The 23063-nt window shown below is 63.5% G+C and carries 18 protein-coding genes; 4 read left to right on the top strand and 14 right to left on the bottom strand.

Annotated elements, in window-relative coordinates:
• The 10 genes from N7422_RS25010 to mtnA all read right to left on the bottom strand — a co-directional run.
• A partial coding sequence (locus N7422_RS25010) for a Wzz/FepE/Etk N-terminal domain-containing protein (RefSeq protein ID WP_279809025.1) occupies positions 1–425 on the bottom strand: 425 nt, incomplete at its 3' end.
• 693 nt (positions 426–1118) lie between these two features.
• The gene (locus N7422_RS25015) at positions 1119–1361 is read right to left on the bottom strand and encodes a lipopolysaccharide assembly protein LapA domain-containing protein (RefSeq protein ID WP_279809026.1); all 243 of its coding nucleotides are present in this window, start codon (positions 1359–1361) and stop codon (positions 1119–1121) included.
• Positions 1362–1377: 16 nt separating this feature from the next.
• Positions 1378–1674, bottom strand: a complete 297-nt coding sequence (gene ihfB, locus N7422_RS25020; RefSeq protein WP_279809027.1) for an integration host factor subunit beta — start codon at positions 1672–1674, stop codon at positions 1378–1380.
• 239 nt (positions 1675–1913) lie between these two features.
• Positions 1914–3590: a 30S ribosomal protein S1 gene (rpsA, locus tag N7422_RS25025; protein WP_028690822.1), complete on the bottom strand. Its 1677-nt coding sequence runs from the start codon at positions 3588–3590 to the stop codon at positions 1914–1916.
• A gap of 124 nt (positions 3591–3714) precedes the next feature.
• The gene (gene cmk / locus N7422_RS25030; protein WP_279809028.1) at positions 3715–4401 is read right to left on the bottom strand and encodes a (d)CMP kinase; all 687 of its coding nucleotides are present in this window, start codon (positions 4399–4401) and stop codon (positions 3715–3717) included.
• The gene (locus N7422_RS25035) at positions 4398–6638 is read right to left on the bottom strand and encodes a bifunctional prephenate dehydrogenase/3-phosphoshikimate 1-carboxyvinyltransferase (RefSeq protein ID WP_279809029.1); all 2241 of its coding nucleotides are present in this window, start codon (positions 6636–6638) and stop codon (positions 4398–4400) included. Before N7422_RS25035 ends, cmk begins: the two co-directional genes overlap by 4 nt.
• Positions 6639–6815: 177 nt before the next feature.
• Positions 6816–7910, bottom strand: a complete 1095-nt coding sequence (gene pheA, locus N7422_RS25040) for a prephenate dehydratase (RefSeq protein ID WP_279809030.1) — start codon at positions 7908–7910, stop codon at positions 6816–6818.
• Positions 7910–8995 carry a 3-phosphoserine/phosphohydroxythreonine transaminase gene (serC, locus tag N7422_RS25045; protein ID WP_279809031.1) on the bottom strand — a complete coding sequence of 362 codons (1086 nt, stop codon included), beginning with the start codon at positions 8993–8995 and terminating at the stop codon, positions 7910–7912. Before serC ends, pheA begins: the two co-directional genes overlap by 1 nt.
• 257 nt (positions 8996–9252) lie before the next feature.
• Complete coding sequence (gyrA, locus tag N7422_RS25050) at positions 9253–12015, bottom strand: DNA gyrase subunit A (protein ID WP_279809032.1); 2763 nt, start codon at positions 12013–12015, stop codon at positions 9253–9255.
• A gap of 247 nt (positions 12016–12262) precedes the next feature.
• The gene (gene mtnA, locus N7422_RS25055; protein ID WP_279809033.1) at positions 12263–13339 is read right to left on the bottom strand and encodes an S-methyl-5-thioribose-1-phosphate isomerase; all 1077 of its coding nucleotides are present in this window, start codon (positions 13337–13339) and stop codon (positions 12263–12265) included.
• A gap of 102 nt (positions 13340–13441) precedes the next feature.
• On the opposite strand from mtnA, the gene N7422_RS25060 reads away from it, so the two are divergent.
• The 4 genes from N7422_RS25060 (at position 13442) to N7422_RS25075 (ending at position 17085) form a co-directional block, all read left to right on the top strand.
• Positions 13442–14776, top strand: coding sequence for a TRZ/ATZ family hydrolase (locus N7422_RS25060; RefSeq protein WP_279809034.1), 1335 nt, complete (start codon positions 13442–13444; stop codon positions 14774–14776).
• Positions 14777–14839: 63 nt separating this feature from the next.
• Positions 14840–15538 (top strand): bifunctional 2-polyprenyl-6-hydroxyphenol methylase/3-demethylubiquinol 3-O-methyltransferase UbiG, encoded by a 699-nt coding sequence (ubiG, locus tag N7422_RS25065; protein WP_023630595.1) that lies wholly within the window; start codon positions 14840–14842, stop codon positions 15536–15538.
• Positions 15539–15540: 2 nt separating this feature from the next.
• A complete protein-coding gene (gene mupP, locus N7422_RS25070) occupies positions 15541–16212 on the top strand; it encodes an N-acetylmuramic acid 6-phosphate phosphatase MupP (protein ID WP_279809035.1) in 672 nt (223 codons plus the stop codon).
• A 132-nt stretch (positions 16213–16344) separates the two neighbouring features.
• On the top strand, positions 16345–17085 hold the full coding sequence (locus tag N7422_RS25075) for a YciK family oxidoreductase (protein WP_279809036.1): 741 nt from the start codon (positions 16345–16347) through the stop codon (positions 17083–17085).
• Between the two features lie 83 nt (positions 17086–17168).
• Here N7422_RS25075 and N7422_RS25080 read toward each other — a convergent pair whose 3' ends face one another.
• From N7422_RS25080 to N7422_RS25095, 4 genes are all read right to left on the bottom strand, one after another.
• Positions 17169–17954: an iron-containing redox enzyme family protein gene (locus N7422_RS25080; RefSeq protein WP_279809037.1), complete on the bottom strand. Its 786-nt coding sequence runs from the start codon at positions 17952–17954 to the stop codon at positions 17169–17171.
• Between the two features lie 38 nt (positions 17955–17992).
• Positions 17993–20449 (bottom strand): EAL domain-containing protein, encoded by a 2457-nt coding sequence (locus N7422_RS25085; RefSeq protein WP_279809038.1) that lies wholly within the window; start codon positions 20447–20449, stop codon positions 17993–17995.
• Positions 20450–20603: 154 nt separating this feature from the next.
• Positions 20604–22436, bottom strand: a complete 1833-nt coding sequence (locus N7422_RS25090; RefSeq protein ID WP_279809039.1) for an ABC transporter ATP-binding protein — start codon at positions 22434–22436, stop codon at positions 20604–20606.
• Entirely contained in the window at positions 22429–23061 is a 633-nt protein-coding gene (locus tag N7422_RS25095; protein ID WP_279809040.1) for a DsbA family protein, read from the bottom strand. The genes N7422_RS25090 and N7422_RS25095 overlap by 8 nt, the downstream gene beginning before the upstream one ends.
• Between the last annotated feature and the right edge of the window lie 2 nt (positions 23062–23063).

The raw sequence follows: 23063 nt of genomic DNA on the forward strand, positions 1-23063 counted from the left end.
TCTTGAACAGCCAGGTTAAAGGTCAAGTCCTCGCTCATTTTCGAATAGATTTCGTCTTGTGTCTTATGCCGATCACTCGCTGACAGCCCAGGCAAGTAATGATCTCGAAAAAACCAACGACGCAAGGATTGAGACTGTAAATCCTGAAGATAAACCTGGTAAACGTCTTGGACCTTGAATACCTCCAGATCGTCGACACCACCTCGGCCGTAGTTAAGTTGAAATATGTCTTCCTGCGAAGGTGGCTGCAGGTAGACCCTGGCCTCATAAACAGGGGTTCGCCACATTAAATACGCCGCAGCCAACACCATAAAAAATATAAAAACAGAGCAAACCAAAAACTTCCTTTGCCAGACACCTTCAAGCAGTAGAAGCACATCGAAATCGTCAGGAAAATTTGAAACCTTCGTACCATCACTGCGCATGTGTCACTTTCCTTTTTCTAATTTTTGCGCCAATCACGTCAAACGAATATTCTGGAACCTCTTTCCCGATAAGCAAGTTCAAGTCTTGCATAGCGCAGTAGCAAAAAAACATCACAATGCCACTAGCCCCCTTCTTTACTATTGAAGCAGATAGAGCGCGAAGCACCACCCCAAGTTCCATACCATCAACAGCGATCGACTGACGGCCAGGTATAGATCGGTGAGGTCGCCCGATGGCCCGAAGACCCTCAGCACACCGCTAGACCACCACAAACGAATCACGCAACCCAGCCCTGGAAGCTCGAGGACGGCATGCCGCCACCCAAACGCCAGCGTATCGCTGTGCCTATTGAGAAATGCAAGAGAACTGGCCAGTTGATCAGGCGTACAGCTGATGGTCAGCCTGAGGCATCCACCCTCACTAACGGCAGGAGCCTGGCCGACAGCTCGCTACGGAGGATCGCCCCCAGGAACCCAGCCTCCAAAAGAGCGAGGATATTGAGATGGCGCTGACGACAAGAACCGATGACAGCTCGGACGCCACCGGGACGAGTCACCGCAAGGAACTGCATTGCGCTTATCCTTCGCTTACTGAATGGGACGCGCGATATTACGCCACCTCTAACAGAGCAAACAAAGGCATATGTTCCCTAACTGTCGTGGGAAAAATCCTCAATTTTTAGAATGTCCCGCTTAGCGGATGGCCGCCTGAAGCTTGCGCTTTCCGCGCACAAGGCGATAGGCGCCCAGCAACGGCCCCACTACCAGGCCAATGATCAAGGCTGCCAACACCAACACGGCAACAGGCATGGTCGGCGCAACCCAACCGAACAACACCAACGAAACACCCTGCTGATTCTCCAGTACGAAAAACAGCACCACCGCTGCCAACAGCAGCATGAACAACACCGCCAGGGCACGCTTGAGGTTACGCATCAGACTGCTCCTTCACTCAATGGGGTACGTGCTCTTCCTCATTGACCCGATCACGCAACTCCTTGCCGGGCTTGAAATGAGGAACGTACTTGCCCTCGAGGCTGACCGACTGTCCGGTCTTGGGATTGCGCCCTACCCGCGGCGCGCGGTAGTGCAGCGAAAAACTGCCAAAGCCGCGGATCTCGATACGATCCCCGGTCGCCAGGCACTGCGACATCTGCTCAAGCATGGTCTTGATGGCCAACTCGACGTCCTTGGACGAGAGCAGCCCCTGATGGGTGACAATACGTTCGATCAGCTCCGACTTCGTCATATTTTTCCCTTCGTTATCAAGCAGCTAGATCATTGCTTAATCAGTTTGTAGCACGCTCCGACTGATTTGAACAGGGCGGTTCTTGACTAAACAAAAAAATTCAAGATAAGGAATTTTTCACAAGCCGTGACAAGGCGCCTGGAACCGGGACAGGCACTGGATTCTTAGCCGCTGCGAGAAATCGCAGACACAAAAAAGGGCGACCCGAGGGTCGCCCTTTTTCACCGATCAAACAGAACTCAGTTCTGCTTGGCCATTGCTTCGCGCAGCAGCGCAGCCATGGTGGTGTCGGCAGCCGCTTCCGGAGCGTTTTTCAGGCTCTGGATGGCTTCGCGCTCTTCAGCATCGTCCTTCGACTTGATGGACAGGCTGATGACGCGGGACTTACGGTCGACGCTGATGATCTTGGCTTCGATCTCTTCGCCTTCCTTCAGCACGTTACGGGCGTCTTCAACGCGGTCACGGCTGATTTCGGAAGCCTTCAGAGTAGCTTCGATGTCGTCGGCCAGGGTCACGATAGCGCCCTTGGCGTCAACTTCCTTGACGATACCCTTGACGATAGCGCCCTTGTCGTTGACAGCAACGAAGTTGGAGAACGGATCGTCTTCCAGCTGCTTGATGCCCAGGGAGATACGCTCGCGCTCTGGGTCAACCGACAGGATGACGGTTTCCAGCTCGTCGCCCTTCTTGAAGCGACGCACGGCTTCTTCGCCAGCTTCGTTCCAGGAGATGTCGGACAGGTGAACCAGGCCGTCGATGCCGCCGTCCAGACCGATGAAGATACCGAAGTCGGTGATCGACTTGATGGTACCGGTGATCTTGTCACCCTTGTTGAACTGGCCGGAGAAATCTTCCCATGGGTTCGATTTGCACTGCTTGATACCCAGGGAGATACGACGACGCTCTTCGTCGATGTCCAGAACCATGACTTCCACTTCGTCGCCAACCTGAACGACTTTCGACGGGTGGATGTTCTTGTTGGTCCAGTCCATTTCGGAAACGTGCACCAGGCCTTCAACGCCTTCTTCCAGCTCAGCGAAGCAGCCGTAGTCGGTCAGGTTGGTGACGCGAGCCATGACGCGAGTGCTTTCTGGGTAACGGGCTTTGATGGCAACCCACGGGTCTTCGCCCAGTTGCTTCAGGCCCAGCGAAACGCGGTTGCGCTCACGGTCGTACTTCAGGACCTTGACGTCGATCTCGTCACCAACGTTGACGATCTCGGACGGGTGCTTGATACGCTTCCAGGCCATGTCGGTGATGTGCAGCAGACCATCGACGCCGCCCAGGTCAACGAACGCACCGTAGTCGGTGAGGTTCTTGACGATACCTTTGACCTGTTGGCCTTCCTGCAGCGATTCCAGCAGAGCTTCGCGCTCGGCGCTGTTTTCGGCTTCCAGGACGCTGCGACGGGAAACGACAACGTTGTTGCGCTTCTGGTCCAGCTTGATGACCTTGAATTCCAGCTCTTTGCCTTCCAGGTGGGTGGTGTCGCGCACTGGGCGGACATCAACCAGGGAGCCCGGCAGGAACGCACGGATGCCGTTAACGTCGACAGTGAAGCCGCCCTTAACCTTACCGTTGATAACGCCCTTGACCACTTCTTCGGCAGCGAAAGCAGCTTCCAGAACAATCCAGCACTCGGCGCGCTTGGCTTTTTCACGGGACAGCTTGGTTTCGCCAAAGCCGTCTTCGACCGCGTCCAGCGCAACGTGAACTTCGTCACCGACCTTGATGGTCAGCTCGCCAGCTTCGTTGATGAACTGCTCGAGCGGGATGACGCCCTCGGACTTCAGGCCAGCGTGAACGGTAACCCAGTCGCCGTCGATGTCGACAACGATACCGGTGATGATGGCACCCGGCTGAAGATTGAGGGTTTTCAGGCTTTCTTCAAAGAGTTCTGCAAAGCTTTCGCTCATTTTAATTCCTGTAGATTCGGGCGAAACAGACGCCCATAGCCACATTCCAGACAATGTGGGTTTCGTTTAAGTAAAGAAAAGCGGGCAGGACGTTGACTGGTGCCCCTGCCTGCTCTTCTCTCCATCAGATGAGCCCGCGCAGGGCGAGCTCGCTTCTGATGCGTTGCAGCACCTGCTCGATGGACAGCTCCGTGGAATCCAGCTGAATGGCATCGGCCGCCGGCTTGAGCGGGGCCACTGCGCGCTGGGTGTCACGCTCGTCGCGCGCACGAATCTCATCTAGCAGACTTGACAGACTAACATCTTCACCCTTGCCCTTCAACTGCATGTAGCGACGGCGGGCACGCTCCTCGGCGCTGGCAGTGAGGAAGACCTTCAAAGGCGCATCGGGGAATACCACGGTGCCCATGTCCCGACCATCGGCAATCAGGCCAGGGGCTTCGCGGAAAGCCCGCTGGCGTTGCAGCAGCGCTTCACGTACCGCAGGCAACGAGGCGACCATCGACGCACCGGCACCGACCGTCTCCGTACGGATGACATTGCTGACGTCCTCGCCCTCGAGAATGATCTGCTGCAGTTTGCCCGGCTCCGCCGCGATGAACTGCACATCCAGATGGGCTGCCAGGGCCTTGAGCAGCTCTTCATTGGTCAGATCGACACCATGGTTGCTGGCGTTGAACGCCAGCAGGCGGTACAGGGCGCCGGAATCGAGCAGGCGCCAGCCCAGCTCGCGGGCCAGCAGGCCCGCCACGGTACCCTTGCCCGAGCCGCTCGGCCCATCGATGGTGATGACCGGTGCTTGCGAATTCACGACTTGCCCTCTTCGGCGACGCGGATGCCGACTTCCTTGCACAGCGCCAGGAAGTTCGGGAACGACGTGGCGACGTTGGCGCAGTCATGGATCACGATCGGCGCACTGGCGCGCAGCGAGGCGATGCTGAAAGCCATCGCGATGCGGTGGTCGCCATGGCCGTGCACTTCGCCGCCGCCGATCTGGCCACCGTCAATGATGATGCCGTCCGGGGTCGGCTCGCACTTCACGCCCAGGGCGATCAGGCCGTCAGCCATGACCTGGATGCGGTCCGACTCCTTGACCCGCAACTCTTCGGCGCCACGCAGCACGGTGCGTCCTTCGGCGCAGGCGGCGGCGACGAACAGCACCGGGAACTCGTCGATGGCCAGCGGCACCAGCTCCTCGGGGATCTCGATACCTTTGAGCTTCGCCCCGCGCACGCGCAGGTCCGCCACCGGCTCGCCACCCACGACACGCTGGTTCTCCAGGGTGATGTCGCCCCCCATCAGGCGCAGGATGTCGATCACGCCGGTACGGGTCGGGTTGATGCCGACGTGCTCCAGGACCAGTTCGGAACCTTCGGCAATGGACGCGGCCACCAGGAAGAATGCCGCGGACGAAATGTCAGCCGGCACTTCGATGCGGGTGGCGGCAAGCTTGCCGCCAGACTGCAGCGACGCGACCGGACCGTTCGAGTCGACCGAATAGCCGAAGCCGCGCAGCATGCGCTCGGTGTGGTCACGGGTCGGCGCAGGCTCGGTGACGGTGGTGGTGCCTTCAGCGTACAGACCGGCCAGCAGCAGGCAGGATTTGACCTGGGCACTGGCCATCGGCAGCGTGTAGTTCAGCGCCTTGAGCTTGTGCCCACCACGGATGGTCAGCGGTGGACGGCCCTCAGGGCCCGTCTCGACCACCGCCCCCATCTCCCGCAACGGGTTGGCCACGCGGTTCATCGGGCGCTTGGACAGCGAAGCGTCTCCGGTCATGGTGGTGTCGAACGGCTGCGCCGCCAACAGGCCGGACAACAGGCGCATCGAGGTGCCGGAGTTGCCGACATACAGCGGCCCGGGCGGCGGCTTGAGGCCGTGCAGGCCCACGCCATGGATGGTCACGCGACCATGGTGCGGGCCCTCGATGACCACGCCCATGTCGCGGAAGGCCTGCAGCGTGGCCAGGGCATCCTCGCCCTCGAGGAAGCCTTCGACCTCGGTGGTGCCCTCGGCCAGCGAGCCGAGCATGATCGAACGGTGGGAAATCGATTTGTCGCCAGGTACGCGGATCCGTCCGGACACGCGGCCACCCGGTTGGGCCAGGAAAATCAGATCGTTGGCGTTCATAGCGTCCACATAGGCCCGGCGGGCCAGGATTTTACTGAAATGCTCGCGGGCAACCCGGGCGCGGGTGAATACACCCAGCAACTGGTGCCCATCCCCTGCATCGACCGCGTCGCGCAAAGCGTCGAGGTCGCTGCGAAATGTATCGAGAGTGCGCAGGACCGCCTCGCGATTGGCGAGGAAGATGTCATGCCACATGATCGGATCGCTGCCGGCGATTCTCGTGAAATCGCGGAAGCCTCCCGCAGCGTACCGGAAGATATCCAGGTTTTCATTGCGCTTTGCCAGCGAATCGACCAGGCCGAAGGCCAGCAGGTGCGGCAAGTGGCTGGTGGCGGCCAGGACTTCGTCATGACGCTCCACCGGCATGTGCTCGACGTCGGCACCGAGCGCGCGCCACAGGCGGTCTACCAAGGCGAGCGCGGCAGGGTCGGTTTGCGCCAATGGCGTCAGGATGACCTTGTGCCGGCGGAACAAGGCGGCATTGGAAGCCTCCACCCCGCTCTGCTCGGAGCCGGCGATCGGATGCCCCGGCACGAAGCGCGGCAGGCGCTCGACGAACGCCTCGCGGGCGGCACGCACCACATTGCCCTTGGCACTGCCGACATCGGTGATCACCGCATCGCCCAGCTCGAGCTGAGCCAGGCGCGCCAGGACCTTCTCCATGGCCAGGATCGGCACCGCCAACTGGATGACGTCGGCGCCGACGCAGGCGGCGGCGAGGTCTGCCTCGCAGCGATCGACCACCCCCAGCGCTACGGCCTGCTTGCGCGATTCGGCATCCAGATCGACGCCGACCACTTCGCGACACAGGCCACTTTCGCGCAGGCCCTTGGCGAAGGAACCGCCGATCAGGCCGAGACCGACCACGACGAGGCGGCCGATCAGCGGCGCGGATTTGTTTGCTACAGCATCAACCACGAGTGCGAACCCTGTTCAGAAATCTAGGCAATCTGCAAGACCCATTGGGGCTGCGTTGCAGCCCATCGCGACACAAGGCCGCTCCCACAGCCCCCGTACAGCTTCAAGGCCTGCACAATACCTGTGGGAGCGGCCTTGTGTCGCGATGGGCCGCGAAGCGGCCCCGCCAATCTCAAATCAAAGCACCGCCTTCGGATAGGAACCCAGCACCTTCAGCGCCACGGCCTCCTGGCTGATCTGCTCCAGCACCGCCTTGATCAGCGGATCACGGTGATGGCCGACGAAGTCGATGAAGAACACGTAGGTCCATTTGCCGCTGCGCGACGGTCGGGTCTCGATGCGGGTCAGGTCGATACCGTTCTCGTGGAACGGCACCAGCAGTTCATGCAAAGCCCCCGGCTTGTTGCTCATGGAGACAATGATCGAGGTCTTGTCGTCACCAGTCGGCGGTACTTCCTGGCTGCCGATCATGAGGAAGCGCGTGGAGTTGTCCGGACGGTCTTCGATTTTCTCGGCCAGGCGGGTCAGACCATACAGGTTCGCCGCCATGTCGCCAGCGATCGCCGCCGAGTTCCACTCACCCTTGACCCGCTTGGCCGCCTCGGCGTTGCTCGATACGGCCACACGTTCGACGTTCGGGTAGTGGGCGTCCAGCCACTTGCGGCACTGGGCCAGCGACTGGGCGTGGGAGTAGATGCGGGTGATGCTGTCGGTCTTGGTGTTCTCGCCCACCAGCAGGTGGTGGTGGATACGCAGCTCGACCTCGCCACAGATGACCATGTCGTGCTCGAGGAAGCTGTCCAGCGTATGGCTGACCGCGCCCTCGGTGGAATTTTCCACCGGCACCACACCAAAGTTGACGGCGCCGGCCGCCACTTCGCGAAACACCTCGTCGATGGCCGCCATCGGGCGGCTGACCACGGCATGGCCGAAGTGCTTCATGGCCGCCGCCTGGGTGAACGTCCCTTCCGGGCCTAGATAGGCGACCTTCAGCGGCTCTTCGAGCGCCAGGCAGGAAGACATGATCTCGCGGAACAAACGCGCCATCTCTTCGTTATCCAGCGGCCCCTTGTTGCGCTCCATGACGCGCTTGAGCACCGCGGCTTCACGCTCGGGACGATAGAACACCGGCGCCTCGCCTTCGGCCAGCGACGCCGTCTTGGCCTTGGCCACTTCCTGAGCACAACGGGCGCGCTCGCTGATCAGCTCGAGGATCTTCTCGTCGAGGCTGTCGATGCGCACACGCAGGGCCTTGAGTTCCTGATCGGACATCAACCGTGCTCCTTCTCGAATTCGCTCATGTATTGCACCAGCGCCTCGACAGCCTCCAGCCCCAGGGCGTTGTAGATCGAGGCACGCATGCCGCCGACCGAGCGGTGACCCTTGAGATTCAACAGGCCACGGGCGTCGGCACCGGCCAGGAAGGCCTTGTCCAGGCGCTCGTCGGCAAGGCGGAACGGCACGTTCATCCACGAACGGGCATTGTGGCTGATCGGGTTGGTGTAGAACTCGCTGCCGTCGATGAAACCGTACAGGCGGTCTTTCTTGGCGCGGTTGCGCTGCTCCATGGCCTCGACGCCGCCCTGCTCCTTGAGCCACTCGAAGACCAGCCCCGAAAGGTACCAGGAGTAGGTGGCCGGCGTGTTGTACATCGAGCCGTTGTCGGCCGAGACCTTGTAGTCGAGCATGGTCGGGCAACTGCTGCGAGCATGCCCCAGCAGGTCTTCACGCACGATCACCACCACCAGGCCGCTGGGGCCGATGTTCTTCTGCGCGCCGGCGTAGATCAGGCCGAACTGCGACACGTCGATCGGGCGGGAGAGGATGTCCGAGGACATGTCGACCACCAGCGGGACGTCACCCGTCTCGGGAACCCAGTCGAACTGCAAGCCGCCAATGGTCTCGTTGGATGCGTAATGAACGTAAGCGGCGCTCTTGGTCAGGTTCCATTCGTTCTGGCCAGGAATGGCCAGGTAGTCGTATGGCTTGGCGCTGGCGGCGACATTGACGCTGCCGAAGCGACGCGCTTCCTCGATGGCCTTCTTCGACCAGATGCCGGTCTCGATGTAGTCGGCGGTGCCGTTTTCCGGCAGCAGGTTCAGCGGAATCTCGGCGAACTGCTGGCTGGCGCCGCCCTGCAGGAACAGCACCTTGTAGTTGGAGGGGACGGACAGCAGGTCACGCAGATCCTGCTCGGCCTTTTCGGCGATGGCCACATAGTCGTCGCTGCGATGGCTCATCTCCATCACCGACAGACCCTTGCCGCGCCAGTCCAGCATTTCGGCCTGGGCACGCTGCAGGACAGCATCGGGAAGCGCGGCGGGGCCGGCGCAGAAGTTAAAGGCTCGTTTGCTCACATCCACTCTCGCTCTGCCAAATAGAACAAATCGTAACTCTCGGGCTCGCCGAGCCCTGTAGGAGTGGCCTTGCCGAGGCGTCGGACCGGCCGGAAAGGGCTGCGCAGCAGCCCCAGCTCATGCAGCGCCGCTGAAATCCTGGGGCCGCGATGCGGCCCTTTTGCGGCGCAAGACCGCTCCTACAATGGGTCGGCGTTGCCTGTTCCAATCAGTCAAACGGGGCGACCTTGGTCGCCCCGCTCGGGTTGTTGCTTCGGTTATTCCTGAGGCGCCTCTTCGGCACCTGCGTTGTCCTCGTCCACCGCATCGAGCGGGGCGCCCTCCTCGTCCGTCTCGATGATGTCATCGAGTTCTTCCTCGGATGGCTCCTGGACACGCTCCAGGCCTACCAGCGTCTCGTCGCTGGCCAGCTTGATCAGCGTCACACCCTGGGTGTTGCGCCCCAGGCTGGACACTTCGCCGACCCGCGTGCGCACCAGGGTGCCCTGGTCGGAAATCAGCATGATTTCCTCACCTTCCTGCACCTGGATGGCGCCGATCAGCAAGCCGTTGCGCCCCTTGGTGCCCATGGCGATCACGCCCTGGCCGCCACGGCCGCGACGCGGGAACTTGGACAGCGGGGTGCGCTTGCCGAAGCCACGTTCGGAGGCGGTGAGGATCTGCGCGCCGGACTCGGGGATCAGCATGGAGATGATCTGCTGGCCCTTGCCCAGTTTCATGCCGCGCACGCCACGGGCGTTACGGCCCATTTCGCGGACCACGCTCTCGGCGAAGCGGATCACCTTGCCGGCGTCGGAGAACATCATGACTTCCTTGGCGCCGTCGGTGATGGCGGCGGCGATCAGGGTGTCACCTTCCTTGAGCTTCAGGGCGATCAGCCCGTTGGAACGCGGACGGGCGAACTGCACCAGCGGGGTCTTCTTCACGGTACCGGAGGCGGTGGCCATGAAGATGTAGGCGCCGGTCGGTTCGGCGGCCCACTCCGGGGTGTCGCCGTCTTCCTCGTCGATCTCTTCGGCTTCCACCAGCTCGCCTTCGATCACGCTGTCGTCGCTGTCTTCCAGCTCCTCTTCGGGATCTGCATGCTGCTGCAGCGCCTCCAGGTCGATCTGCAGCATGGCGGTGATGCGCTCACCTTCTTCCAGCGGCAGCAGGTTGACCAGCGGACGACCGCGAGCGGCGCGGGAGGCCTCGGGAATCTCGTAAGTCTTCTTCCAGTACACCTTGCCCTTGCTGGAGAACAGCAGCAAGGTGGCGTGGCTGTTGGCGACCAACAGATGCTCGATGTAGTCCTCGTCCTTGACGCCGGTCGCCGACTTGCCCTTGCCGCCGCGGCGCTGGGCCTGGTAGGCGGACAATGGCTGGGTCTTGGCGTAGCCGCCGTGGGAGATGGTCACCACGCGCTCTTCTTCCGGGATCATGTCGCCGTAGTTGAGGTCGTGGCTGGCGTTGAGGATCTCGGTGCGGCGGACATCGCCGTACTCGGCACGGATCGCCTCGAGCTCTTCGCGGATCACTTCCATCAGGCGCTCGGCGCTGCTGAGGATACGGATCAGCTCGCCGATCTGCTCCAGGATTTCCTGGTACTCGGCCAGCAGCTTCTCGTGCTCCAGGCCGGTCAGACGGTGCAGGCGCAGTTCCAGGATCGCCTGGGCCTGTTCCGGCGACAGGTAGTACTTGCCATCACGCAGGCCGTACTGCTCCGGAAGGTCTTCCGGACGGCAGGACTCGGCACCGGCGCGCTCGACCATGACCTGTACCGCGCTGGATTCCCAGGCCGTGCTGACCAGCGCCTCCTTGGCTTCGGACGGGGTCGGCGAGGCCTTGATCAGGGCGATGACCGGGTCGATGTTGGACAGCGCGACCGCCTGGCCTTCGAGGATGTGGCCGCGTTCGCGGGCCTTGCGCAGCTCGAACACGGTACGTCGGGTCACCACTTCGCGGCGGTGACGGACGAACGCCTCGAGCAGGTCCTTGAGGTTCAGCAGACGCGGGCGACCGTCGATCAGGGCGACGATGTTGATGCCGAACACGCTCTGCAGCTGGGTCTGCTGGTAGAGGTTGTTGAGCACCACCTCCGGCACCTCGCCGCGACGCAGCTCGATGACGATGCGCATGCCGTCCTTGTCGGACTCGTCGCGCAGCTCGGTGATACCCTCGATTTTCTTCTCTTTGACCAGCTCGGCGATCTTCTCGATCAGACGCGCCTTGTTCAGCTGGTACGGCAGCTCGGTGACGACGATCTGCTGGCGGCCACCGACCTTGTCGATGTCCTCGATCTCGGAACGAGCACGCATATAGATGCGGCCGCGACCGGTGCGATAGGCCTCGATGATACCCTGGCGACCGTTGATCAGGCCGGCGGTGGGGAAGTCCGGCCCCGGGATGAACTGCATCAGCTCATCGACCGTGATGTCGGAGTTGTCGATCAGCGCCAGGCAGCCATCGATCACTTCGCCGAGGTTGTGCGGCGGGATGTTGGTGGCCATGCCCACGGCGATACCGCTGGAACCGTTGACCAGCAGGTTGGGGATCTTGGTCGGCATGACCGCCGGAATCTGCTCGGTGCCGTCGTAGTTGGGCACCCAGTCGACGGTCTCCTTGTGCAGGTCGGCCAGCAGCTCGTGGGCCAGCTTGGACATGCGCACTTCGGTGTATCGCATGGCCGCGGCGTTGTCGCCGTCCACCGAACCGAAGTTGCCCTGGCCATCGACCAGCAGGTAGCGCAGCGAGAATGGCTGGGCCATGCGCACGATGGTGTCATACACGGCGATGTCGCCGTGCGGGTGGTACTTACCGATCACGTCACCGACCACACGGGCGGATTTCTTGTACGGCTTGTTCCAGTCGTTGCCCAGTTCGCTCATCGCGTACAGCACGCGGCGATGCACGGGCTTCAAGCCGTCACGCGCGTCGGGCAGCGCTCGCCCGACAATCACGCTCATCGCGTAGTCGAGGTAAGACTGTCTCAGTTCGTCTTCGATATTGACCGGGAGGATTTCTTTGGCCAGTTCGCCCATGAGAAGCCTGATTCCTTTTTCTGGTGAAACTTCGCTTGATCCCTCGAAGGACGAACGAAGCTCGCCGCCGCAGCGCAAAGAGGTGCGACGACTTACGACAAATCAATGAGTTGTGCCATGGATCTGCGCAATGAAGACCGCTGCAATGAGCGGCCTTGGAAACTGCCGGATGGTATCACAATCGCCGGCGGCATGGGAGATATGGCAGGTTGCCGTCCAGCGCCATTCGTTCGGATGTGAAAACGCCTCAGTGGAGGCGTTTGCGGCACATCAACTGGGCGATTTTCGCCGTATCCGGGCGCTCGACGATGCCTTTTTCGGTGACGATCACATCGATCAGGTCGGCCGGGGTGACATCGACCACGGGATTGTACGCCTCGACATCGGCCGTCACCTGGATGCCGGCCACCTCCAGCAGCTCCTCCTCGCCCCGGACCTCCAGCGGAATGTCCTCGCCGGTGGCCAGGTTCAGGTCGATGCTGGTGCTCGGCGCCACGACCATGAAGCGCAGACCGTGGTGCATGGCCGCCACCGCCATCTGGTAGGTACCGATCTTCGCCGCCACATCGCCATTGGCGGCGACGCAGTCGGCGCCGACCACCACCCAGGTGATGCCCTTGGTCTTCATCAGATGGCCCATCGCCGCGTCGGCGACCACGGTCACCGGCACGCCGTCGGCGGCCAGCTCCCACGCGGTCAGGCGCGAGCCCTGCAACCAGGGGCGGGACTCGCAGGCATAGACCTGCTCGACCATGCCCTCCAGCGTCGCGGCACGGATCACCCCCAGGGCGGTGCCAAAACCACCGGTTGCCAAGGCGCCGGCGTTGCCATGGGTGAGCAGGGCCTGCTCGCTGCCCTGATGCCGACGGATCTGCTCCACGCCGAACTGGGCCATGGTCAGGTTGGCCTCACGGTCGCTTTCATGGATGGCCACCGCCTCGGCCTCCATCACCGCCAGCACATCTTCGCCCGGGCGCACGCGCTGCAGGCGCTCACGCATGCGATTCAGCGCCCAGAACAGATTGGCCGGCGTGGGGCGCGCCTCGCCCAGCAACAGGAAATCCTCCTCCAGCGCCTCTTCCCAGGCATCGCCTTCGGCCAGGCGCTGACGTAACGCGAGAACCAGCCCATAAGCGGCGCAGATGCCGATCGCCGAGGCGCCGCGCACCACCATTTCGCTGATCGCCTCGGCCACCTCGGCCACCTCGGTGCAGCTCAGCCAGCACTGTTCGAGCGGCAGCAGGCGCTGGTCGAGCAGGTGCAGCGCACCATCGCGCCACTCGATGCCCGTCACCGTTTCCGCCGCCATCAGTTGCTCGCGCATCGCCTCTCCCTGTCGCCCTGGCATCAAAAGCCGGCGATTATAGCGACCCTCAGCCGCGGACGCTCGGGTATACTGCGGGTTTCGCCGAACCAACCCAGGTATATGCCGCGCATGTCCACCGCCACTCCCCTCCTCGACCTGCTGCTTGTGCCGGACTGGCTCGTCCCCGTGGAGCCGGCCGGTGTGGTGCTGGAGGGCCATGCCCTGGGCATCCGCGACGGCCAGATCGTCTGGCTCGGCCCCCGCGAAAGGGCGCCACAGGCCCGGGAAGTGAAAGACCTGCCCGACTGCGTGCTGACGCCCGGCCTGATCAACGCCCACGGCCATGCCGCCATGACCCTGTTCCGTGGCCTGGCCGACGACCTGCCACTGATGAACTGGCTAGAGGAGCACATCTGGCCAGCCGAGGGCCGCTGGGTGGACGAGGCATTCGTGCGCGACGGCACGGATCTGGCCATCGCCGAGCAGCTCAAGGGCGGCATCACCTGCTTCGCCGACATGTACTTCTACCCTCGCGAGGCCTGCGACCGCGTGCACCGCAGCGGCATTCGCGCACAGATCGCCGTGCCACTGCTGGACTTCCCCATCCCCGGCGCGCGCACGCCGGAGGAAGGGCTGCACCTGGCCATCGAGCTGTTCGGCGACCTGCGCCACCACCCGCGCATCACCATCGCCCTCGGTCCGCACGCGCCTTACACGGTCGGCGATGCCAACCTGGAGAAGATCCGGGTGATCGCCAACCAACTGGACGCGCCGCTGCACATGCACATCCACGAGACCGCCGGTGAAGTCGAGCAGGCGCTCAAGGACAATGGCGAGCGGCCACTGGCCCGCCTCGCGCGCCTTGGCCTGCTGGGCCCCAATCTGCAGGCCGTGCACATGACCCAGGTCAGCGACGACGATCTGGCGCTGCTGGTAGAAAGCAACACCAGCGTGATCCACTGCCCCGAATCCAACCTCAAGCTGGCCAGCGGCTTCTGCCCCGTGGAGCGCCTGTGGCAGGCTGGGGTCAACGTGGCGATCGGCACCGATGGCGCGGCCAGCAACAATGACCTCGATCTGCTCGGCGAAACCCGCACCGCGGCGCTGCTGGCCAAGGCCGTTGCCGGCTCGGCCACGGCCCTGGACGCCCACCGGGCGCTGCGCATGGCCACGCTCAATGGCGCCCGGGCGCTCGGCCTGGCGGCGATCACCGGCTCGCTCGAAGTGGGCAAGGCGGCCGACCTGGTCGCCTTCGACCTGTCGGGCCTGATGCAACAACCGGTGCACGACCCGGTCTCGCAGCTGATCTACGCCACTGGCCGCGACTGCGTGAAGGATGCCTGGGTCGCCGGTCACGCCCTGGTGCAGGACCACCGCCTGACGCGAATGGACGAACAGGCCCTGGCCAGCACCGCCCGCGCCTGGGGAGCCCGCATCGCCGGGCGCAACGAATAACCGGCCGGCAGCCGTGGCTGCCGGCCCGTGACCTTTTCATAGAAGCTTCAGAGGACTGTTCAGATGAGCAACGTCGACCACGCCGAAATCGCCAAGTTCGAAGCCCTGGCCCACCGCTGGTGGGACCGCGAGAGCGAGTTCAAGCCGCTGCACGACATCAACCCGCTGCGGGTCAACTGGATCGACGAGCGCGTCGGCCTCGCCGGCAAGAAGGTGCTGGACGTCGGTTGCGGCGGCGGCATCCTCAGCGAGGCGATGGCCCAGCGCGGCGCCACCGTCACCGGTATCGACATGGGCGAGGCGCCGCTGGCGGTGGCCCAGCTGCACCAACTGGAGTCCGGCGTGGCGGTGGAATACCGACAGATCACCGCCGAGGCCCTGGCCGAAGAGATGCCCGGGCAGTTCGACGTGGTCACCTGCCTGGAAATGCTCGAGCACGTTCCCGACCCGTCGTCGGTGATCCGCGCCTGCTACCGCATGGTCAAGCCGGGCGGCCAGGTGTTCTTCTCCACCATCAACCGCAACCCGAAGGCCTACCTGCTGGCCATCATCGGCGCCGAGTACGTCCTCAAGATGCTGCCGCGCGGCACCCACGACTTCAAGAAGTTCATCCGCCCATCCGAGCTGGGCGCCTGGAGCCGCGCCGCCGGTCTCGAGGTGAAGGACATCATCGGCCTGACCTACAACCCGCTGACCAAGCACTACAAGCTGTGCAACGACGTCGACGTCAACTACATGATCCAAACCCTGCGCGAGGAATGAGCATGCGCCTGCGAGCAGTACTCTTCGACATGGACGGCACCCTGCTGGACACGGCGCCGGACTTCATCGCCATCTGCCAGGCGATGCTCGCCGACCGCGGCCTGCCGGCCATCGACGACGCGCGCATCCGCGAAGTGATCTCCGGCGGCGCCCGCGCCATGGTCGCCGCGACGTTCGCCATGGACCCCGAGGCCGACGGCTTCGAAGCCCTGCGCCTGGAGTTCCTCGAGCGCTACCAGCGCGACTGCGCGGTGCACAGCAAACTGTTCGACGGCATGCCGGAACTGCTGGCCGACATCGAAAAAGGCAACCTGCTGTGGGGCGTGGTCACCAATAAACCGGTGCGCTTCGCCGAACCGATCATGCAGCGCCTGGGCCTGGCCGAACGCTCGGCCCTGCTGATCTGCCCGGACCACGTGAAGAACAGCAAGCCCGACCCCGAGCCGCTGATCCTGGCGTGCAAGACGCTGAACCTGGACCCGGCCAGCGTGCTGTTCGTCGGCGACGACCTGCGCGACATCGAGTCCGGCCGCGACGCCGGCACCCGCACCGCGGCGGTGCGCTATGGCTATATTCATCCACAGGACAATCCCAACAACTGGGGCGCCGACGTGGTGGTGGACCACCCGCTGGAGCTGCGCAAGGTGATCGACAGCGCGCTGTGCGGCTGCTGAACCTTCGCGCACCAGGGAGGGCTGCGCCCTCCATCGCGACACAAGGCCGCTCCTACAAGGAGCACCCGTCGCCTGTGGGAGCGGCCTTGCGTAGCAGCCCCAATTGATCGCAACCGATTTAAGGACAGACCGATGTTCGACTACACCGCCCGCCCCGACCTGCTCAAAGGCCGGGTCATCCTGGTCACCGGCGCTGGCCGCGGCATCGGCGCCGCCGCCGCCAAGGCCTACGCCGGCCTGGGCGCCACCGTGCTGCTGCTGGGCAAGACCGAGGCCAACCTGAACGAGGTCTACGACCAGATCGAGGCCGCCGGCCACCCGCAGCCGGTGGTGATTCCGTTCAACCTGGAAACCGCCCTGCCACACCAGTACGACGAGCTGGCAGTCATGATCGAAGAGCAGTTCGGCCGCCTCGACGGTCTGCTCAACAATGCCTCGATCATCGGCCCACGCACGCCACTGGAGCAGCTGTCGGGCGACAACTTCATGCGTGTGATGCATATCAACGTCAACGCCACGTTCATGCTCACCAGCACGCTGCTGCCGCTGCTGAAGCTGTCGGAGGATGCCTCGGTGGTATTCACCTCCAGCAGCGTCGGACGCAAGGGCCGAGCCTACTGGGGGGCGTACGGCGTTTCGAAGTTCGCCACCGAGGGGCTGATGCAGACCCTCGCGGATGAACTGGAAGGCGTGGCGCCGGTGCGCTCGAACAGCATCAACCCGGGGGCCACCCGAACAGCGATGCGCGCGCAGGCCTATCCGAGCGAGAACCCGCAAAACAATCCGCTGCCGGAGGAAATCATGCCGGTCTACCTGTACCTGATGGGACCCGACAGCAAGGATGTGAACGGGCAGGCGCTGAACGCCCAGTAAGGCGTTTGACCATCGCGGGGCAAGCCCGCTCCGGCGCAGCGCCAGCATGGCTGGCGCGAGAGCGGCCTTGCCTCGCGATGTTTTCAGCCCGCCGCCAACGCCGGGCGCGCGCGCCCTTGCTGGCGCCCTTCGAGCTGCATGCAGCGCTCCAGGAACAGGAACATGCAGTCGTAGCTCTTGCAGATCGCCCTGCGCAGCTCGGTGCGCAACCCCAGGGTGGGGTTCTCGCCTGCCAGGGTGCAGATGATCTCCAGCGCCTCCCACGGATGGGCATCGTCGTACTGCGCGTGCATCTTCAACCACTTCATCGCCCGCTTGCGGGTCTCCTCGGGGAAGCCCTGGGCGTAGGTGTCGGTCGAACAGACCACCGCCGACCACTCGCCGGTCGCGCCCTCGATGGCGTAGTTGGTGGCCGCCATGGCGATGGCCAGCGACTCGGTGGCGCACACTCGCCAGCACCAGTCGTTGAGACCATTGAGTTCCGGCGGCACCTCCTGGGACTGCAATTCATGCAGGTGGACGCCGTGGGCCTGGCACCAGTGCACCCAGTAGTCGGCATGGTTGAGCTCGACGCGGATGTTGCGCATCAGCCAGCGTCGCGCCATGTCCTCGCCGGGGTGGCGGGCATACCGGGTCTTGGTGAGGTTGTGAGCCATGTAGAGGGAGAACTGCTCGACCACCGGCCAGCCACCGATCAGGTACTGGCGGATGGTCGACTGCTTGAGCTGGCCGTCGCGCAGGCGTTGGTAGAACTCATGCTCCACCACCCGGCGCTTGCTTTCGCGGCAATCCTCTATCAGTTGTTGGGCCCACTCCGGATAACTGGCCGGATCCATCAATGGTCCGATCCTTACGAACGCGTCGATCACTGTCAGCTCCTTGATTCCCTGTGATTTCCGGGCGTTGTTCAGCGAAAGGTCCCCGGCGCCCGGTGCAAGAGGGGCCTCGCGGCAATCCGTTGACGCTGCAGGCTGTCGCAGGTGAATACCTGCGGGCGCTCGATGAGATAGCCCTGGGCGTAATCCACGCCGATCTCCTGCAAGGCCTGCTCGATCAATGGCGTTTCGACGAACTCGGCAATGGTCCGCTTGCCCATGACATGGCCAATGTGATTGATCACCTCGACCATCGCCCGGTTGATCGGATCATCGAGCATGTCTTTGACGAAACTTCCGTCGATCTTCAGGAAGTCTACAGGCAAATGCTTCAAATAGGCGAATGACGACATTCCGGCGCAGAAGTCGTCCAGGGAGAATCTGCAACCCAGCCCTTTCAATTCATTGATGAATCGGATGGCACTGCCCAGGTTGGCGATCGCGCTGGTTTCGGTAATTTCAAAACAAATCAGCCGCGGTGGGATATCGAACTCGCCAAACAGCCGTTGGAGGTATTCCAGGAACTTGTCATCGCCGATGCTGGAACCGGAAAGATTGATCGCGCACATCGCCAGGGGACCTTCCCGTCCCTCGTCCAGGCACTGGCGGATGACCTGAAAGACACTGCGCACCACCCAACGGTCGAGGGCGGTCATCAGGCCATAGCGCTCCGCTGCGGGGATGAAGCTGTCGGGCAGGATGGTGCGGCCGCTCTCGTCATGCAGGCGCAGCAGGATTTCGATGTACCCAGGCCCTTCGTGGGGCTGCAACGGTGCAATTTCCTGGGCATAGAGGCAGAAGCGGTTTTCCTCCAGCGCCACATGCAGCCGCTGGATCCAGGCCATCTCGCCGAATCGCATCGACAATTCGCTGTCGTCGGCGTGGTACACCTGGACGCGATTACGGCCTTTCTCCTTGGCCATGTAGCACGCCATGTCCGCGGCCCGCAGGGAAGCCTCCAAGGTGTTGTGGGCCTGGGTGATATGCACCAGGCCAATGCTCACCGTGGTGACGAAGGGCCGCCCCTTCCACACGAAGTGCAGGCTTTGCACAGCCTGGCGCAGCTGCTCGGCGATGCGTTCGGCCTGCTCCGCGGGGCAGTTCTCCAGCAGCACGCCGAACTCGTCGCCGCCCAGTCGGGCAAGCGTGTCTCCTTCACGCAAGCCAGATTGCAACACGGCGCAGATATGCCGCAGCAGCTCATCGCCAGCCGCATGCCCGCAGGTATCGTTGACCAACTTGAACTGGTCCAGGTCGAGGAACATCAGCGAGTGCCGCCCGGCCTGGCGGGCCAGGCCGTTGAGGGCCTGCTCGAGGCGGTATTCGAACTCGCGGCGGTTGGCCAGCCCCGTCAGCGCGTCGTGGGTCGCCTGCCAGGACAGGTTGGCGATGTACTGGCGTTCCTGGGTCATGTCGTGGAGCACCACGACGATACCGCTGACCTGCCCTTCGGTGAGGATCGGCGAGCCCACCAGGTTGACCGAAACCGTACTGCCGTCCAGACGCTGGATGAGCCGCGCATGCTCGGCGCCACCTTTGAGGCTGCCGCTGAACACCTGCTCGACCAACGTGCGGCTGTCGGCCTGGGCATTTTCGTCGAGCACACTGAACAACGCCGCCAGGGGCAGCCCTTGGGCCTGGGCGGCCTGCCAATGAGTCAGCTGTTCGGCAGCCGGATTCATGTAGGTGATGCAACCGTCGACATCGGCGGTGATCACCGCGTCACCGATCGATGCCAGGGTGATCTGCGCCCGCTCCTTCTCCTCTTGCAGCGCACTGGCGAACGCCTGGCGCTGGGCCAGCAACTTGCTCGAGCGACGCCAGGCCATGGCGATGAGGAACAGCGCGGTGGCCAGGTTGGTGAGCATCAGCACTTTCAGCAACATGCGCGAGCCTTCGCCCAGGGCATCGCTGAAAGCCTTGGCCGCCGGCGTCACGCCATCGTTGATGGCGACGATGCGCGCCCTCCAGCTGGCCATCTGTCGCGCGTCGACGTTGCCGGCGGCAAACCCCTCGCGCATCTGGCCGGCCAGCACATCCAGCTGGCGCAGGTAATCGTCGCCGATGTTCCAGTAGTCGATGGCGGTCTCCATGTAGCTGACATGGCGGAAGTTGCGATAGAACCAGATGATCCGGGCAACGTCGTCGGGATGGTTGCCTCCCTGCAGAATGCCCCGACGCGCGGCTTCGAGATCGGGAACGGGCCGGTCAAGGGCCAGGCGCAGGTCATGGTCGCCCTGGGGCACGAGGATGGCCCGGCGATAACGCTCGTAAGTCAGCGGATCGCGATCGGCCACGTACAGATTGAGGTAATAGATGGCGTCTTTCTGCGCCTTGGACCACAGGCTTTCGCCCGCCACGTAGGCACGCATGGCAGACAGGGCGTAAAGGCTGAGGCTGCCCAGCAGCACCTGGAAAACCACAACGGCGACGAATGGCCAGATGATACCCAGCAGCTTCGGCGCTTCGAGAGTCCGTTTTCCCTTCATGTAATCCCTGTCATGGCGGCAGATAAGGCGCGAATCGACCTAGACAAGCACAGCGTAGGCCATTTGCCATGAAGGAGCGACCAGCCACGGGCCTCAGGCTGCAAGAAAAACCGATCGGTGCCTGCTTGCCGTCTGAAGCCTGCGGCGGTTTGCCTCAGGTCTGCTGCAGATGACCGTACAACTTGGCGTACAAGCCCCCCTCGGCGATCAGCTGCTGGTGTCCGCCATCTTCGGCGACATGCCCGCCGTCGAACACCAGCACCCGATCCGCCTGCTTCACCGCCGACAAGCGGTGGGCAATGATCAGTGTGGTACGGCCAACCAGAAAGCGCGCCAGGGCCAGGTGCAGGTTGTACTCGGTGGCGGCGTCCAGCGCCGAGGTCGCCTCGTCGAGGATGACCACCTTGGGCTCGGCCAGCACCATGCGGGCGATCGCCAGGCGCTGGCGCTGGCCGCCAGACAGACGCACCCCGGAGCGCCCGACGATGCTGTCGAGCCCCTGCGGCAACGCGGCAATGGTGGCGTCCAGCTGGGCGATGCGCAGTGCCTGCCAGCAAGCCTCGTCACTGCACTCGCGGCCCATGGTCAGGTTGGCCCGCACGCTGTCGTTGAACAGCGACGGGTGCTGCAGGACCACGGCGACGTTTTCGCGCAACGTTTCCAGGCCAATCTCCTGGAGGCTGGCGCCACCGAAGCGGATGGTGCCGGCCTGGGCGCCGTACAGCCCCAGCAGCAGCTGCACCAAGGTGCTCTTGCCGCCGCCGCTGGCGCCAACGATGGCGACCTTCTCACCCGGGGCGATGGACAGGTTCAGCTGGTCGAGCACCGGCTCGTCGGCATAGGCGAAGCGCAGATCGCGCACCTCGATGCCCACCGTCTCGCGCCCGGCAAACGGGTCGCTGGCAGCCGGGTACTGCGGCTCGTCGGCTCGCGCGAGCAATTCGTTGAGCCGGCTCAGCGCGCCCCCGGCGGCGTAATAGGCGTACTGCAGATTCAACAGCTGCTCGACCGGCCCGATCATGAACCACAGGTAGCTGAACACCGCGAGCATCTGACCGATGGACAGGTCGGAGAACAGCACGGTAAGCATGGCGGCGGCCCGGAAGATATCGATGCCGAACTGGAACAGCAGGCCGCTGGCCCGTCCACTGGCATCGCTTTTCCATTGCGAGGCCACCGCGTAGTCGCGCACTTCCCGGGCACGCAGGCCCAGGCGTCCCAGGAAGTAGCCCTGACGATTGCCGGCACGAACCTCCTGGATGGCATCCAGGGTTTCGGTCAGCGCCTGGGTGAAGCGCGCGGTGCTGTCGTTCTCCAGCTTCTTCAGATGCTTGACCCGCTTGCCCAGCTGCACGGTGAAGTAGATCACCAATGGGTTGAACAGCAGGATCAGCAACGCCAGCTGCCAGTGCATCCAGATCAGGATGGCGGCGGTGCCGGTCAGCGTGAGCACCGCGACCAGGAAGCGGCTCAGGGTTTCACCGACGAATTTGTCGAGGGTGTCCAGGTCGGTGACCAGGTGCGTCGTCACCGTGCCGCTACCCAGGCTTTCGTACTCTTTGAGCGAGATACGCTTGAGCCGCTCGATCAGGCGGATGCGCAGGCGGTAGACGATGTCCTTGGCCAGACCGGCGAACAGTTTGGCCTGGACCACGTTGAACGCCAGCGCCGCCAGGCGCAGGCCAAGGGTGGCGACCAGCATCAAGCCGATGTAGCCCGCCGCCACCTGCCAGTTCGCCGGCAGGAAGTTGTTCATCCATTTCAGCGCGGCGTTACCGTTGCCCAGCAGCACCTCATCCACCAGCAGCGGCAGCAGCAAGGGGATGGGCACACTGCACAGCGCGGCGAGCACGGCCACCAGGTTGGCGGTCCACAGGGCTTTCCTGTGATGCAGGGCCAAGCGGCGGATCTCCGCCCAGCTCAGGCGATCAGGCGCAGCAGGGGACTTCCCTGGCACAGGGTCTGGCGACCCTGGCAGATCAAGCACAGGCGGCCTGCTGCAGCCAGCGGCCGAGCAAGGGTTGCAGGCTTTCCAGGGGCTGGTAGCCGTTGGTCAGCAGCGCCAGTTGGCCATTACGCTCGGCCAGCAGCGTGGGGAAGCCGGCGATTCCCAGATCCTGCACCCAACCGAAGTCGGCGCTGGTGGCAGTGCGGGTATCCGGGCTGGTGAAGCGTTGCGAGAACTGCTCGCGATCGAAACCCGCCTGCTCGGCCAGTTCCACCAGTTGCGGGGCACGGGTGACATCCACGCCCTGCTCGTAGAAGGACGCCTGGATCAGCTTGAGCAGGCGCCAGGTCCGCTGCTCGTCCACCTCGCGCGCCGCGACCAGGGCCCGGCACGCAGGCTCGGTGTCGTAGACGAAGCCATCGGGCATCGCGCCATCGAAGCGGAACGGCTGTCCGGTGGCGTCATGCACCGCCTGCCAGTGTTCGAGGATGTACTTGCGGGTCGAGGCGTCCAGGGCACTGCCACCGCTGCGCAGGCCACCGGGCACCAGGCGAGTGGCGATACCGGCCTCGCGCGCCTGGGCGATCAGCGCCTCGGCCACCGGGGCGAACCCCCAGCACCAGGAGCACATCGGGTCCATCACATAGAGCAGGCGTGCGGACATGC

This window comes from Pseudomonas sp. GD04091 (genome assembly GCF_029836165.1).
In the GTDB taxonomy this organism is placed as follows: domain Bacteria; phylum Pseudomonadota; class Gammaproteobacteria; order Pseudomonadales; family Pseudomonadaceae; genus Aquipseudomonas.

What these genes read in the sequence shown, in the direction of transcription:
- N7422_RS25015 (WP_279809026.1), bottom strand. Translation starts at nt 1,361, where the DNA reads ATGCGTAACCTCAAGCGTGCCCTGGCGGTGTTGTTCATGCTGCTGTTG.
- ihfB (WP_279809027.1), bottom strand. Translation starts at nt 1,674, where the DNA reads ATGACGAAGTCGGAGCTGATCGAACGTATTGTCACCCATCAGGGGCTG.
- rpsA (WP_028690822.1), bottom strand. Translation starts at nt 3,590, where the DNA reads ATGAGCGAAAGCTTTGCAGAACTCTTTGAAGAAAGCCTGAAAACCCTC.
- pheA (WP_279809030.1), bottom strand. Translation starts at nt 7,910, where the DNA reads ATGTCCGATCAGGAACTCAAGGCCCTGCGTGTGCGCATCGACAGCCTC.
- gyrA (WP_279809032.1), bottom strand. Translation starts at nt 12,015, where the DNA reads ATGGGCGAACTGGCCAAAGAAATCCTCCCGGTCAATATCGAAGACGAA.
- mtnA (WP_279809033.1), bottom strand. Translation starts at nt 13,339, where the DNA reads ATGCGCGAGCAACTGATGGCGGCGGAAACGGTGACGGGCATCGAGTGG.
- N7422_RS25060 (WP_279809034.1), top strand. Translation starts at nt 13,442, where the DNA reads ATGCCGCGCATGTCCACCGCCACTCCCCTCCTCGACCTGCTGCTTGTG.
- ubiG (WP_023630595.1), top strand. Translation starts at nt 14,840, where the DNA reads ATGAGCAACGTCGACCACGCCGAAATCGCCAAGTTCGAAGCCCTGGCC.
- mupP (WP_279809035.1), top strand. Translation starts at nt 15,541, where the DNA reads ATGCGCCTGCGAGCAGTACTCTTCGACATGGACGGCACCCTGCTGGAC.
- N7422_RS25075 (WP_279809036.1), top strand. Translation starts at nt 16,345, where the DNA reads ATGTTCGACTACACCGCCCGCCCCGACCTGCTCAAAGGCCGGGTCATC.
- N7422_RS25085 (WP_279809038.1), bottom strand. Translation starts at nt 20,449, where the DNA reads ATGAAGGGAAAACGGACTCTCGAAGCGCCGAAGCTGCTGGGTATCATC.
- N7422_RS25095 (WP_279809040.1), bottom strand. Translation starts at nt 23,061, where the DNA reads ATGTCCGCACGCCTGCTCTATGTGATGGACCCGATGTGCTCCTGGTGC.